Raw genomic sequence first — 13098 nt, 5'->3', positions numbered from 1 at the left:
ATCCGAATCAGCGTTTCTTGTCGCGACGCTTTTTGTCGGCCTGCTTGTGGTGCGACATCATCCGACGCTTCTTGTTGACCTGGCGGTCGGTCAGCGCGGTTTTCTTGCCTTCGAACGGGTTCTCGCCGCCCTTGAACTCGATGCGGATTGGCGTCCCCACCAGCTTCAACACCCGACGATAGGTGTTTTCCAGGTAGCGAACATAGGACTTCGGCACCTTCTCGATCTGGTTGCCGTGGATCACGATCAGCGGCGGGTTGGCCCCACCCAAGTGCGCATAACGCAGCTTGATCCGACGGCTGTTGACCATCGGCGGTGCGTGCTCGCTCACCGCATCTTCGAGGATCTGGGTCAGGCGGCTGGTCGGCCAGCGGGTGACCGCCGACTTGAAGGAGTTCTGCACCGACTGGTACAGGTTACCCACGCCCGTGCCGTGCAGGGCCGAGATGAAGTGGATGTCGGCGAAGTCGACGAAGAACAACCGGCGCTCCAGCTCGATCTTCACAAAATCCCGCTCGCCTGGGGTCATGCCGTCCCATTTGTTCAGGGCGATCACCAGCGCGCGACCGGACTCCAGGGCAAACCCGAGCAGGTTGAGGTCGTGGTCGACCACCCCTTCGCGGGCGTCCATGACGAAGATCACGACGTTGGCGTCCTTGATCGCCTGCAAGGTTTTCACCACGGAGAATTTTTCGACTTCCTCGTGGATCTTGCCGCGCTTGCGCACACCGGCGGTGTCGATCAGCGTGTACTTTTCCTCGTTACGTTCGAACGGGATGTAGATGCTGTCGCGGGTGGTGCCAGGCTCGTCATAGACGATGACCCGGTCTTCACCGAGCATACGGTTGACCAGGGTCGACTTGCCGACGTTCGGGCGACCGATGATGGCGATCTTGATGCCATCTTTTTCGCTCGGACCCGGAATGCGCTTGGCTTCTTCACCTTCGGCAACATCTTCGATCTCGCCGTCTTCCGGCTCGTCTTCGTCGTCTTTCGGGAAGTCGCGCAGGGCGATTTCCAGCATCTGGGTGATGCCGCGACCATGGGCACCGGCGATCGGGATCGCGTCGCCCAGGCCCATCGGGCTGAATTCGGCGCGGGCCATGTCCGGGTCGATGTTGTCGACCTTGTTGGCCACCACGTAGGAACGCTTGTTACGTTTGCGCAGGTGCTCGCCGATCATCTGGTCAGCGGCGGTGAAACCGGCTTTGGCATCCACCAGGAACAGCACGACATCGGCTTCTTCAATGGCCAGCAGCGACTGCTCGGCCATCTTCTCGTCCATGCCATGCTCGTCGCCGGAAATACCGCCGGTGTCGATCAGGATATAGGTGCGCCCCTGCCACTTGGCCTCACCGTATTGGCGGTCACGGGTCAGACCGGACAAGTCGCCGACGATGGCGTCGCGAGTCCTGGTCAGGCGGTTGAACAGGGTGGATTTACCGACGTTCGGTCGGCCCACCAGGGCGATTACGGGAACCATGCGGCTCTCCACTTCGTTATTTCAGAAAATACAAAAGCCGCTGCAAGGCAGCGGCTGGTGCTCGGGGCAGCACCGGGAGGTGCCGCAAACCTTGCCAGGGCAAGGCCGCTTGGGGATACCCCCAAGCATAGTCAAACCTTTACTTGATGGTCAGGGCTTCCAGTTTGCCGCTGTTGCCATACACGTAAATCATGTCACCCATCACCAGCGGACGTGCACGCAGGCCGTCGCTGTCGATGCGCTCGCGACCGACGAAGCGACCGTCCACCTGGCTCAGCAGGTGCAGGTAGCCTTCGAAGTCACCCACGGCAACGTAGCTGGAGAACACTTCCGGTGCCGACAGCTGGCGGCGAGCCAGGGCGTCGTTGCTCCAGATGGCCGTGGTGGAACGTTCGTCAACGCCTTCAACGGTGCCGGACGCCAAGGCGACATAGACACTGCCGAAACCCTGGGCAACGCCCGAGTAGCTGGAAGCATCACGCTGCCAGAGGACTCGACCACTTTCCAGGTCCAGTGCCGCCATGCGGCCCTGGTAGCTGGCGACATACAAGCTGCCGCCGGACAACAGCAGGCCGCCGTCGATATCGACCACACGCTCCAGCTCCGAACGCCCTTGCGGGATGGCCACGCGGGTTTCCCACGCCGGCACGCCGTTATGGGTATCCAGGGCGACCACTTTGCCGCTGGACAGGCCCGCCACCGCCAGGTGGTTGGTGACCAACGGTGCACCGGTGCCACGCAGGGTCAGGACCGCCGGGGTGCTGTCGTACAACCAGCGCTGGTGGCCGGTGTCGGCATCGAGGCCGATCACACGGTCATCCTGGGTCTGCACCACCACCACGTCACCGTTGGTGGCCGGCGGTGCCAGCACTTCGCTGGTCACCTGGGCGCGCCATTTCTGCTCGCCGGTGCTGGCATCCAGGGCAATCACTTCACCCTTGAGGGTGCCCATCAGCACCAGGCCGTAGCCGACGCCGATGGCGCCGGAAACCGGCAACTCCAGGTCTTTCTTCCACTTGACGTCGCCGTTCATGCGATCCATCGCGATCACGATGCCAGTGTCATCGGCCGCGTAGATGGTGTCGCCGTCAATCGCCGGCACCAGCATGTTGTAGATCTTGCCCTGGCCGTCACCGATGGAACGGCTCCACTCTTTATGCAGAACCACTTCTTCCTTGAAGGAAGTCAGTTCGGCCGGTGGCAGTTCTTTCTTGCTGTTGCTGCTGCAACCCGCGGCCAGAATGGCCAGAGCCAGCAATGCTGCATGTTTCCAACGGATCACGTCACGCATCCCCTTTGGCCAGGTCGTCCAGCTTGATTTGTAAGCCACCGACCGCTGCTTCATCAGACAGCGCCGCCTTGGCCTTTTGGTACGCGGCATGGGCTTCATCGGTCCGACCCAGTTGAACCAACAGGTCCCCCTTGAGTTCTTCGCGACTGGCCAGGAACGCCTTGTCAGCATCGCCGTCGAGCAGTTTCAGTGCGTCGTCGACCTTGTTCTGTGCCGCCAGCACCTGGGCCAGGCGCTGACGCGCGACTTCGCCCAGGGTGATGTTGGCCGGTTTGTCGGTAATGGTTTTCAGCTCACGCGCGGCGTCGTCCAGTTTACCGGTATCGACCGCAACTTTCGCTACGAACAAGCTGCCGTACTGCGCATAGGCGCTGCCAGCGAAGTCGGTGTTGAGCTTGCTGGCCAGGTCCGCCACACGTCCAGGATCGGGTTTGCCGTCCGGTGTCAGCGTGGTTTCCAGCAATTGCTGATAGAGCACCGAGGCGCCTTGCGCCTGGTTGCTCTGGTATTTGTGCCAGGCTTGCCAGCCGAACACCACCACCAGGGCCAGCAAGCCGCCAGTGACCAGGGGTTTGCCGTTACGCTGCCACCAGTCCTTCAACTCCGCCAACTGATCATCTTCGGTACTCGACACCCCAATACTCCTTATTCTTTAAATCGGCTGTTTTACAGCTTCAACCCTGCACGACGCAGGTGGCCAAGTGCTCGGAAAGAGCGTCCCAGGCAATGCTTTGTTGCTCGCCCTGGCCACGCAGGGGTTTGAAACCTACCACTTGCTGAGCCAATTCGTCGTCTCCGAGAATCAAGGCGTACAGCGCACCACTCTTGTCTGCTTTCTTGAACTGACTCTTGAAGCTGCCGGCGCCGGCGTTGACCTGCAAACGCAGGTTCGGCAGTTGGTCACGGACCTGCTCGCTCAGGGCCAGAGCCGCGAGCTCTGCGGCTTCGCCGAAGGCGCACAGGTAGACATCGACCTGACGGGCAATTTCTTCCGGCACCTGCTCCAGGGTCTCCAGCAGCAGGATCAGGCGTTCGATACCCATGGCAAAACCCACGCCCGGGGTCGGCTTGCCGCCCATCTGCTCGACCAGGCCATCGTAGCGACCACCGGCACACACCGTGCCCTGGGCGCCCAACTGGTCGGTGACCCATTCGAAAACGGTCTTGCTGTAGTAATCCAGCCCGCGCACCAGCTTGGGGTTGATCACGTACGGGATACCTGCGGCATCGAGACGGGCCTTGAGACCTTCGAAGTGCAGGCGCGATTCGTCGTCGAGGTAGTCGGCGAGTTTCGGCGCATCCACCAACGCGGCCTGGGTGTCCGGGTTCTTGGTGTCGAGCACCCGCAGCGGGTTGGTCTTCAGGCGGCGCTGGCTGTCTTCGTCCAACAACTCGAGACGCGCACTGAGGTACTCCACCAGGGCCTCGCGATAACGCCCGCGGGATTCGCTGGTGCCCAGGCTGTTGAGTTCGAGCTTGACCGCATTGCGGATGCCCAGCAGGCCCCACAGGCGCCAGGTCAGTACGATCAGCTCGGCGTCGATGTCCGGGCCGTCGATATTGAAGACTTCGCAACCGATCTGATGGAACTGGCGATAACGGCCTTTCTGCGGACGCTCGTGGCGGAACATCGGACCGATGTACCAGAGCTTCTGCGGCTGGCCACCCCCGGTGATACCGTGCTCCAGCACAGCGCGCACGCAGGCCGCGGTGCCTTCCGGGCGCAGGGTCAGGGAATCGCCGTTGCGGTCCTCGAAGGTGTACATCTCTTTTTCGACGATGTCGGTCACTTCACCGATGGAGCGTTTGAACAACTCGGTGAATTCGACGATCGGCATGCGGATCTGCTTGTAACCGTAGTTATCCAGCAGGCGCGCAACGGTGCTCTCGAAATAGCGCCACAGGGGCGTCTGCTCGGGCAGGATGTCGTTCATGCCACGAATGGCTTGCAAAGACTTGCTCACAAAATATCCTTAAATTCTTCGATCAGCCGCGGGCGATCAACGCCGCGTCGGCTTCGACCTTTTCGGCCGCTTTCTGGCGGATCAGCCTTTCCAGCTCATCCACCAGATTGTCATTCGTCAATTTCTGCGCCGGCTTGCCATCGATGTAGATCAGGTTCGGTGTACCGCCGGTCAGGCCGATATGGGCCTCTTTGGCCTCACCCGGTCCGTTGACCACACAACCGATCACTGCCACATCCAGCGGCACCAGCAAATCTTCCAGGCGTCCTTCCAGCTCGTTCATGGTCTTGACCACATCGAAGTTCTGCCGCGAGCAGCTCGGGCAGGCGATGAAGTTGATACCACGGGAGCGCAGATGCAGGGATTTGAGGATGTCGTAGCCGACTTTCACTTCCTCGACCGGGTCGGCCGCCAACGAGATGCGAATAGTATCGCCAATCCCTTCGGCCAGCAGCATACCGAGGCCGACGGCGGATTTCACTGTGCCTGAACGCAAACCACCGGCTTCGGTGATCCCCAGGTGCAGCGGCTGGACGATTTCCTTGGCCAGCAGACGGTAGGCAGCGACCGCCATGAACACGTCGGAAGCCTTTACGCTGACCTTGAAGTCCTGGAAATTCAGACGCTCCAGGTGCTCGACATGACGCAGGGCCGACTCCACCAACGCCTCTGGCGTAGGCTCGCCGTACTTTTTCTGCAGGTCTTTTTCCAGGGAGCCGGCGTTGACGCCGATGCGGATCGGAATACCCCGATCACGGGCGGCATCGACCACCGCACGCACACGGTCTTCGCGACCGATGTTGCCCGGGTTGATGCGCAGGCAGTCGACGCCCAGTTCGGCCACGCGCAAAGCGATCTTGTAGTCGAAGTGGATATCGGCGACCAGCGGCACCTTGACCAATTGCTTGATCCGACCGAACGCCTCGGCGGCATCCATGTCCGGCACGGAAATGCGCACGATATCGACGCCCGCGGCTTCCAGACGATTGATCTGTGCCACGGTGGCCGCGACGTCATTGGTGTCGCTGTTGGTCATGCTCTGCACCGCGATCGGTGCATCGCCGCCTACTGGTACCGAGCCGACCCAGATTTTACGAGACTCGCGACGCTTGATAGGAGATTGGCCGTGCATGACTTATTGACCTAGCTTCAGGCGAGCGGTCTCGCCACTGGTGAACGGTGCGATATCGACCGGCTGACCGTTGTATGCGATCTGTGCGCCCCGGGCATAACCCAGGCGCACGGCGAAAGGTGGCTTGCCGCTGAGTTCAAGGTTCTCGCCCTTGCGCTTGAGACCGCTGACCAGCACCTTGCCGTTGCCGTCGGTGACCTGGGTCCAGCAATCGGCGACGAAGGTCAGGTGGACCTGACCGGCACCGGCCACAGGCTCGGCGGAAACCGCTGCGGTGCTGACCGGGGCGTTTGGCGCGACGCTGGAAATCGGCGCCGGGGCCGGGGTCGGCGCGACCACCAGGGTCTGGGCCGAATGTGGCACAGGCACGACAGCCGGGGTTGGCGCCGGGGCCGGTGCGGGAACGGCAGGCTGGGCCTCGGCCGCGCCTTCAGGTGCCGGCGCCTCGGAGGCGGCCTGGTTCTCGGTCACGGCCTGGTCTTCCGGCTCGTCGATCGGGTGAATCTGCGTGGTGCCGTCGGCGCTTTCGACTTCGACGTGTTCCATATTGACCGCCGCCTGATCCTTGGAGCGCAGGCTGGCCTGGTCCTGCCACCAGACAAAGCCGCCGCCGATCACGGCAATCAGCAACAGCAGGCTGACAATACGCAAGAGGGTGTGGGAAAACCGCACCGGCTCTTCGATACGGCCCAGCGCCTGGACGCTGCTGCCCTGGGAATCAGTGCCGGTACACTGGTCGAACTGCTGAACCAGAACGGCCTGGTCCATGCCGAGCAACTTGGCATAGGCGCGGATATAACCCCGGGCAAAGGTATGCCCCGGCAGCTTGTCGAAGGCACCAGCTTCCAGGTTGCTCAGGGACGACACCGTGAGGTTGAGCTTCACAGCCACCTCGGCCAACGTCCAACCATTGCTTTCGCGGGCCTGACGCAGGGTCTCACCGGGGTTGACGCGAGTCGCTGCTACAAATTCGGGTTGCGCCGCTTTCATCTTTGCTCCGACAGGTATTGCTGATATTCCGGCGTACCGGGATAGAGTCGTTTTAGTTGCAAGCCGTAACTGGCGGCCTTGTCACGATCTTCGTAGATTTTCGCCAGGCGGATACCGAGCAATAGACTACGTGCATTTTGCTCGCTCAGCAGGCTGAAGCGCGCGTAATAATCGCGTGCGGGCACATAATGCCTGTCTTCGTAAGACAACTCAGCCATTTCCAGCAAAGCACGTGGCTGTTGGCGGTTCAGGCGCAGGGATTTTTCGAAATGCTGTATCGCCAGATCCCGCTGGCCAAGGGCCAGGGCGGTCAGGCCGAGGTTTTCGAAAACCCGCGAACGTTCGGTATAGAGGCTGTCGTTGGCGGCTTGTTCAAACCGCTCGTAGGCTTCTTTGTAACGCTTGAGCTCAAACAGGAAGCTGCCGTAATTGTTGAGCATGCGCGCATCGTCAGGACGCGACGACAGGGCCTTGTGGAAATGCTCCTCGGCCAGTTTCGTCTCGCCTTCGGCCTGGAACACCAGCGCCAGGGCGGCATTGGCATCCGGATCGGAACTGTTCATCTCCAGGGCTTTCCTGAGCGGCACCTTGGCCTGCTCGGTCTGGCCTTGCTGCAGATAACCGATGCCCAGTTGCACATAGGCCGCGCGCGCTTCATCGCGCCCCTTGCTGGTACTCATCGGGTCGACATTACCCGTTGAAACGCAGCCGGCCAGCAGGCCGACGAATACTACAAGGAGCGCAGCGCGCAAGGTCATGGAGATCCTCTCTCAGTTTCGGTTCGCGGCGCTTTGCGGACTTTCAGCATCGGCGCTCAGCTCACGTACGGCGATGTAGCGTTCGCTGCGACGGGTGCGATCCAGCACCTGCCCCACCAGTTGACCGCAGGCCGCGTCGATGTCTTCACCACGGGTGGTGCGTACCGTGACGTTATAGCCGGCCTGATGCAACAGATCCTGGAAACGCCGGATCGCGTTGTTGCTCGGACGCTCGTACCCGGAGTGCGGGAACGGGTTGAACGGAATCAGGTTGATCTTGCACGGCGTGTCCTTGAGCAACTCGATCATCTCGACCGCGTGCTCGACCTGGTCGTTGATATCCTTGAGCAGGGTGTACTCGATGGTCAGGACACGTTTCTCGCCGAGGGTCGCCATGTAGCGACGGCACGACTCAAGCAGCATCTTAAGCGGATACTTCTTGTTGATCGGCACCAATTGGTTACGCAATGCGTCATTCGGTGCGTGCAGCGACAACGCCAGGGAGACGTCGATGTGCTCGGCGAGCACGTCGATCATCGGTACCACGCCGGAGGTCGACAGGGTCACGCGGCGTTTGGAGATGCCGTAGCCCAGGTCGTCCATCATCAGGTGCATGGCCGCGATGACGTTGTCGAAGTTCAGCAGCGGCTCACCCATGCCCATCATCACCACGTTGGTGATGGCACGGTCGACGGTCGCCGGGACGCTGCCAAAGGATTTGTTGGCAATCCACACCTGGCCGATCACTTCGGCGGCGGTGAGGTTGCTGTTGAAGCCTTGCTTGCCGGTGGAGCAGAAACTGCAGTCCAGGGCACAGCCCGCCTGGGACGAAACGCACAAGGTGCCGCGTTTGCCCTGGGGAATGTAGACGGTCTCGACGCAGCTGCCGGACGCCACGCGCACCACCCATTTACGGGTGCCGTCGGTGGAAATGTCCTCGCTGACGACTTCAGGACCGCGAACTTCGGCAACGCTCTTGAGTTTTTCACGCAAGGCCTTGCTGACGTTCGTCATGGCGTCGAAATCATCGACGCCAAAGTGGTGAATCCACTTCATGACCTGACCGGCACGGAAACGCTTCTCCCCGATTGAGTCGAAGAATTTTTCCATTTCCGGTTGAGTCAGACCCAACAGGTTTGTTTTGCCGATTGATACAGTCATGGATTCACCCTCACTCCCAAGCCTTTGCTTAGCGAGCGGTTACTTCGGTAGCTGCGAAGAAGTACGAGATTTCGCGAGCAGCAGCGGCTTCGGAGTCCGAACCGTGTACAGCGTTGGCGTCGATGGAGTCAGCGAAGTCAGCACGGATGGTGCCGGCAGCAGCTTCTTTAGGGTTGGTAGCGCCCATCAGCTCACGGTTCAGAGCGATAGCGTTTTCGCCTTCCAGAACCTGAACAACAACAGGACCGGAGATCATGAAGGCAACCAGGTCGCCGAAGAAACCACGAGCGCTGTGCTCAGCGTAGAAGCCTTCGGCTTCAGCTTTGGACAGTTGCTTGAGTTTCGAAGCAACAACGCGCAGGCCGGCTTTTTCGAAACGGGTGGTGATCTCGCCGATCACGTTTTTTGCAACGGCGTCAGGCTTGATGATGGAGAAAGTACGTTGAACAGCCATGGTGTAACTCCAGAAACAGTGATTTGCCAAAAATTAAACCCGCGAATTATACGCGGGTTCTCAAGTATTGCCTAACCTGCTGCACTGCTCAGTCGCGTTCTTCGATCCAGTGGGCCTGAATGGCCTCCAGAACCTTCTCGCCGCAGTGCTCAGGTTTGTCGTCGAACTCGGGCAATTCCATCACCCACTTCCGTAGATCGACGAAGTTGACCGAAATTGGATCGACTTCCGGCTTGCTTTCAGCCAGTTGGATTGCGATTTCCAGCACATCAACCCATTTCAGGTTCATGATAATTCCTTGAATCAATGCGGCGCTTCGGCGGCGTGGTTGAGCGAGTACTTGGGAATCTCGACGGTCAGGTCTTCAGTCCCGACCTTGGCCTGACAGGCCAGGCGCGACTGGGCTTCCAGCCCCCAAGCCCGATCAAGATAGTCTTCTTCCAGGTCATCGGCCTCTTCCAGCGAGTCGAAACCTTCGCGAATCAGGCAGTGGCAGGTGGTACAGGCGCAGACGCCGCCACAGGCACTTTCCATTTCGATATGGTGCTCATGGGCCAGTTCGAGGATGGACGTACCGGTCTCAGCCTCCACGACCAAGCCCTCAGGGCAAAACTTTTCGTGTGGCAGAAAAATCACCTGCGGCATCGTTATTCCCCAATCTCATTCAGGTTGCGCCCCGCCAGGGCGGCCTTGACCGTCGAATCCAGGCGGCGGGCAGCAAAAGCATCGGTCACTTGCGACAGACGCTTGGTCTGCTGCTCGATGGCGTAACCATCGGTGCCTTTCATCAGTTCGGTCAGCTCCTCGACCTGCAGGTCGATGACCATGCGTTCGTCGGCATCCAACAAGCGCTCACCATCCGCCTCCAAAGCCGCTTGCACGGCTTCGACCAGGCGCTGGGCATCGACCTGCTGCTCACGCAGCACGCGGGCAACCTTGTCGTCACCGGCATACTGGAACGAATCCTTGAGCATCTTGGCGATTTCGCCATCGGTCAGGCCGTAGGACGGTTTGACCTGAATGCTCGCTTCGACGCCCGAACCCAGCTCGCGGGCAGAGACATCGAGCAGACCATCGGCATCGACCTGGAAGGTCACGCGAATCTTCGCCGCACCCGCGACCATGGCCGGGATACCACGCAGCTCGAAACGCGCCAGGGAGCGGCAGTCGCTGATCAGTTCACGCTCGCCTTGCAGCACGTGAATCATCATGGCCGACTGACCATCTTTATAAGTCGTGAAGTCCTGGGCCCGAGCGACAGGGATGGTGGTGTTGCGCGGAATCACCTTCTCCATCAGGCCACCCATGGTTTCCAGCCCGAGGGACAACGGAATCACGTCCAGCAGCAGCAATTCGCCGCCATCGCGCTTGTTGCCGGCCAGGGTATCGGCCTGGATCGCGGCACCAATGGCCACCACCTGATCCGGATCGATCTCGGTCAACGGCTGACGCCCGAACATCTCGGCGACCGCCTCGCGAACACGCGGCACACGGGTCGAACCGCCGACCATGACCACGGCCTGGACCTCGTCGAGCTCCACATTCGAATCGCGCACGGCGCGTCGGCAAGCCTTGAGGCTGCGCGCAACCATGGGCTCGATCAGCGCATCGAAAGCTTCACGGGTCAACGCCGCACGCCAATCGCCATACACCACCTCGACCGAAGTCGCGTCGGTCAGGGCCTCCTTGGCCGCGCAGGCAGTTTGCAGCAGATGACGCTGCGTACCCGGATCGAGATCGGCGGACAAGCCCGCCTGCTCGATGATCCAGCCGGCAATCGCATGGTCGAAGTCATCGCCACCCAGGGCGCTGTCGCCACCGGTAGCTAGTACCTCGAAGACGCCACGGGTCAGACGCAAAATCGAGATATCGAAAGTACCGCCGCCCAGGTCATAGATGGCGACCACGCCTTCGGCGTTCTGATCCAGACCGTAAGCCACCGCCGCCGCAGTCGGCTCGTTGAGCAGGCGCAGCACGTTGAGTCCGGCCAAGCGGGCCGCATCCTTGGTGGCCTGGCGCTGGGGCTCATCGAAATAGGCCGGCACGGTGATCACCGCGCCAACCAGTTCGCCACCCAGGCTCGCCTCGGCGCGCAGACGCAGCACCTTGAGGATCTCCGCGGACACTTCCACCGGGCTTTTCGGGCCCTGCACGGTGTCGATGAACGGCATGTGCGACTCACCGCCGACAAAGCGGTAAGGCAGTTGCTCGCCCAGTTGCTTGACGTCCGCGAGGCCGCGCCCCATCAGGCGTTTCACCGACAGAACGGTATTGAGCGGGTCACTGGCGGCAGCCAACTTGGCCGACTGCCCGACTTCAACGCGGTCAGCGTGATAGCGCACCGCGGACGGCAGGATCACCTGCCCGTCGGCGTCGGGCAACGGCTCGGAAAGACCACTGCGCAATGCAGCGACCAGCGAATTGGTAGTGCCCAAGTCGATCCCCACAGCCAGGCGACGCTGGTGCGGTTGAGGACTCTGGCCGGGTTCGGCGATCTGCAGTAGGGCCATCGTTATCTGGACTTATCTGAATATCAGGCGTGCGACCGAGGCGGCACTGGGTTAATCGTCGAGGCGCTCTTCTAACTGGCGCACTTCGTAGGTGAGCTTGTCGAGAAACTGCATGCGCCGCATCAGGCGTTCAGCCTGTTCGCGTTGCGCGGCATCGTTCCAACAAGCTGCGAAGCTGTCGTTCAACTGGTCCTGGGCGACTTTCAAGCGGCGCTTGAACGTGGCGATACCGGGCAGGTCCGCCTCGTCCTGCAACTCCTCGAGTTCCTCGCGCCATTGCATCTGCTGCATGAGGAAATCGGGGTCATGCACCGTGACCTCCAGCGGCAACTCGCGACCACCCATGGCGAGCAGGTAACGCGCGCGCTTGGGAGGACTCTTGAGGGTCTGGTAGGCCTCGTTGAGGCTCGCGGACTGCTCCAGGGCCAGGCGTTGCTCACGCTCGGAAGCGTCGGCAAAGCGGTCCGGGTGCACACCGCGCGCCAGTTCTCGATAGCGCGCGGCCAACTGTTCGAGATCCAGCGTAAAGCTCGGCTGCAACTCGAATAAAGCGAAATGACAAGGAGTACCCACGAGAAGCCTCAGATGTTGAAGCTTTCGCCGCAGCCACATTCACCGCGCACGTTGGGGTTGTTGAACTTGAAGCCTTCGTTCAACCCTTCCTTGACGAAATCCAGTTCAGTGCCGTCCAGGTAGGTGAGGCTTTTCGGGTCGATGATCACTTTTTCGCCGTGACTTTCGAACACCTGATCTTCCGCCACCACTTCGTCGACGAACTCCAGCACATAGGCAAGGCCGGAACAGCCTGTGGTGCGAACACCCAGACGAATCCCTTCACCTTTGCCGCGCCCATCAAGGGAGCGTCGCACGTGTCGAGCAGCCGCTTCTGTCATGCTGATAGCCATCGGTGACTCCTTACTAATCGCTTGAACGCCAGATCGTTTAGATCAGGCCTTTCTTCTGCTTGTAATCGCGAACGGCGGCCTTGATGGCGTCTTCGGCGAGTACCGAGCAGTGGATTTTCACTGGCGGCAGGGCCAGTTCTTCAGCCAGCTGAGTGTTCTTGATGGTCTCTGCTTCATCCAGAGTCTTGCCCTTCATCCACTCGGTAGCCAGGGAGCTGGAGGCGATAGCCGAACCGCAACCGTAGGTCTTGAACTTGGCGTCTTCGATGATGCCTTGCTCGTTGACCTTGATCTGCAGGCGCATAACGTCGCCGCACGCCGGAGCGCCGACCATGCCGGTGCCGACATCAGGGTCTTCCGCGTTCATCTTGCCGACGTTGCGCGGGTTTTCGTAGTGGTCGATGACCTTTTCGCTGTAAGCCATGGTACTTAATCCTCACTCATCAGGGC

The 13098-nt window shown here is 60.7% G+C and carries 15 protein-coding genes; all 15 read right to left on the bottom strand.

Going from position 1 to position 13098, the window contains the following annotated elements:
• Positions 1-7: 7 nt before the first annotated feature.
• The 15 genes from der to iscU all read right to left on the bottom strand — a co-directional run bounded on the left by der (position 8) and on the right by iscU (position 13072).
• A complete protein-coding gene (gene der / locus HX866_RS18990) occupies positions 8-1483 on the bottom strand; it encodes a ribosome biogenesis GTPase Der (protein ID WP_177140234.1) in 1476 nt (491 codons plus the stop codon).
• A gap of 139 nt (positions 1484-1622) precedes the next feature.
• The gene (gene bamB / locus HX866_RS18985) at positions 1623-2774 is read right to left on the bottom strand and encodes an outer membrane protein assembly factor BamB (RefSeq protein ID WP_177096490.1); all 1152 of its coding nucleotides are present in this window, start codon (positions 2772-2774) and stop codon (positions 1623-1625) included.
• Positions 2767-3408 carry a YfgM family protein gene (locus HX866_RS18980; protein WP_177103676.1) on the bottom strand — a complete coding sequence of 214 codons (642 nt, stop codon included), beginning with the start codon at positions 3406-3408 and terminating at the stop codon, positions 2767-2769. The genes bamB and HX866_RS18980 overlap by 8 nt, the downstream gene beginning before the upstream one ends.
• A gap of 40 nt (positions 3409-3448) precedes the next feature.
• Positions 3449-4738 (bottom strand): histidine--tRNA ligase, encoded by a 1290-nt coding sequence (gene hisS, locus HX866_RS18975; protein ID WP_177096486.1) that lies wholly within the window; start codon positions 4736-4738, stop codon positions 3449-3451.
• A gap of 22 nt (positions 4739-4760) precedes the next feature.
• On the bottom strand, positions 4761-5870 hold the full coding sequence (gene ispG, locus HX866_RS18970) for a flavodoxin-dependent (E)-4-hydroxy-3-methylbut-2-enyl-diphosphate synthase (protein WP_100943102.1): 1110 nt from the start codon (positions 5868-5870) through the stop codon (positions 4761-4763).
• A 3-nt stretch (positions 5871-5873) separates the two neighbouring features.
• Positions 5874-6860 (bottom strand): RodZ domain-containing protein, encoded by a 987-nt coding sequence (locus HX866_RS18965; RefSeq protein ID WP_177123950.1) that lies wholly within the window; start codon positions 6858-6860, stop codon positions 5874-5876.
• Positions 6857-7618 (bottom strand): type IV pilus biogenesis/stability protein PilW, encoded by a 762-nt coding sequence (gene pilW / locus HX866_RS18960; RefSeq protein WP_177096482.1) that lies wholly within the window; start codon positions 7616-7618, stop codon positions 6857-6859. Before pilW ends, HX866_RS18965 begins: the two co-directional genes overlap by 4 nt.
• Positions 7619-7630: 12 nt before the next feature.
• Positions 7631-8779, bottom strand: coding sequence for a 23S rRNA (adenine(2503)-C(2))-methyltransferase RlmN (rlmN, locus tag HX866_RS18955; RefSeq protein WP_177096480.1), 1149 nt, complete (start codon positions 8777-8779; stop codon positions 7631-7633).
• Positions 8780-8807: 28 nt separating this feature from the next.
• Entirely contained in the window at positions 8808-9233 is a 426-nt protein-coding gene (gene ndk, locus HX866_RS18950; RefSeq protein WP_002552482.1) for a nucleoside-diphosphate kinase, read from the bottom strand.
• Positions 9234-9321: 88 nt separating this feature from the next.
• The gene (gene iscX / locus HX866_RS18945) at positions 9322-9522 is read right to left on the bottom strand and encodes a Fe-S cluster assembly protein IscX (RefSeq protein WP_177096478.1); all 201 of its coding nucleotides are present in this window, start codon (positions 9520-9522) and stop codon (positions 9322-9324) included.
• 14 nt (positions 9523-9536) lie between these two features.
• Entirely contained in the window at positions 9537-9878 is a 342-nt protein-coding gene (fdx, locus tag HX866_RS18940; protein WP_177096476.1) for an ISC system 2Fe-2S type ferredoxin, read from the bottom strand.
• A gap of 2 nt (positions 9879-9880) precedes the next feature.
• Positions 9881-11743, bottom strand: coding sequence for a Fe-S protein assembly chaperone HscA (gene hscA / locus HX866_RS18935; RefSeq protein ID WP_177140233.1), 1863 nt, complete (start codon positions 11741-11743; stop codon positions 9881-9883).
• 51 nt (positions 11744-11794) lie between these two features.
• Positions 11795-12316 (bottom strand): co-chaperone HscB, encoded by a 522-nt coding sequence (gene hscB, locus HX866_RS18930; RefSeq protein WP_177096472.1) that lies wholly within the window; start codon positions 12314-12316, stop codon positions 11795-11797.
• Positions 12317-12324: 8 nt separating this feature from the next.
• Positions 12325-12648: an iron-sulfur cluster assembly protein IscA gene (gene iscA / locus HX866_RS18925; RefSeq protein ID WP_010565230.1), complete on the bottom strand. Its 324-nt coding sequence runs from the start codon at positions 12646-12648 to the stop codon at positions 12325-12327.
• A gap of 37 nt (positions 12649-12685) precedes the next feature.
• On the bottom strand, positions 12686-13072 hold the full coding sequence (iscU, locus tag HX866_RS18920; protein WP_007929523.1) for a Fe-S cluster assembly scaffold IscU: 387 nt from the start codon (positions 13070-13072) through the stop codon (positions 12686-12688).
• Positions 13073-13098 lie beyond the last annotated feature (26 nt).

The organism is Pseudomonas gingeri (genome assembly GCF_013386165.1).
Classification (GTDB): Bacteria; Pseudomonadota; Gammaproteobacteria; order Pseudomonadales; family Pseudomonadaceae; genus Aquipseudomonas; species Aquipseudomonas gingeri_C.
The sequence above is the reverse complement of the archived record's forward strand: the minus strand, read 5'-3'. Positions and strand labels throughout refer to the sequence as shown.

Coding starts and splice junctions, on each gene's coding strand:
- iscX (WP_177096478.1), bottom strand. CDS start 9,522: ATGAACCTGAAATGGGTTGATGTGCTGGAAATCGCAATCCAACTGGCT.
- fdx (WP_177096476.1), bottom strand. CDS start 9,878: ATGCCGCAGGTGATTTTTCTGCCACACGAAAAGTTTTGCCCTGAGGGC.
- iscU (WP_007929523.1), bottom strand. CDS start 13,072: ATGGCTTACAGCGAAAAGGTCATCGACCACTACGAAAACCCGCGCAAC.
- iscA (WP_010565230.1), bottom strand. CDS start 12,648: ATGGCTATCAGCATGACAGAAGCGGCTGCTCGACACGTGCGACGCTCC.
- der (WP_177140234.1), bottom strand. CDS start 1,483: ATGGTTCCCGTAATCGCCCTGGTGGGCCGACCGAACGTCGGTAAATCC.
- HX866_RS18965 (WP_177123950.1), bottom strand. CDS start 6,860: ATGAAAGCGGCGCAACCCGAATTTGTAGCAGCGACTCGCGTCAACCCC.
- bamB (WP_177096490.1), bottom strand. CDS start 2,774: ATGCGTGACGTGATCCGTTGGAAACATGCAGCATTGCTGGCTCTGGCC.
- pilW (WP_177096482.1), bottom strand. CDS start 7,618: ATGACCTTGCGCGCTGCGCTCCTTGTAGTATTCGTCGGCCTGCTGGCC.
- ndk (WP_002552482.1), bottom strand. CDS start 9,233: ATGGCTGTTCAACGTACTTTCTCCATCATCAAGCCTGACGCCGTTGCA.
- ispG (WP_100943102.1), bottom strand. CDS start 5,870: ATGCACGGCCAATCTCCTATCAAGCGTCGCGAGTCTCGTAAAATCTGG.
- hscA (WP_177140233.1), bottom strand. CDS start 11,743: ATGGCCCTACTGCAGATCGCCGAACCCGGCCAGAGTCCTCAACCGCAC.
- rlmN (WP_177096480.1), bottom strand. CDS start 8,779: ATGACTGTATCAATCGGCAAAACAAACCTGTTGGGTCTGACTCAACCG.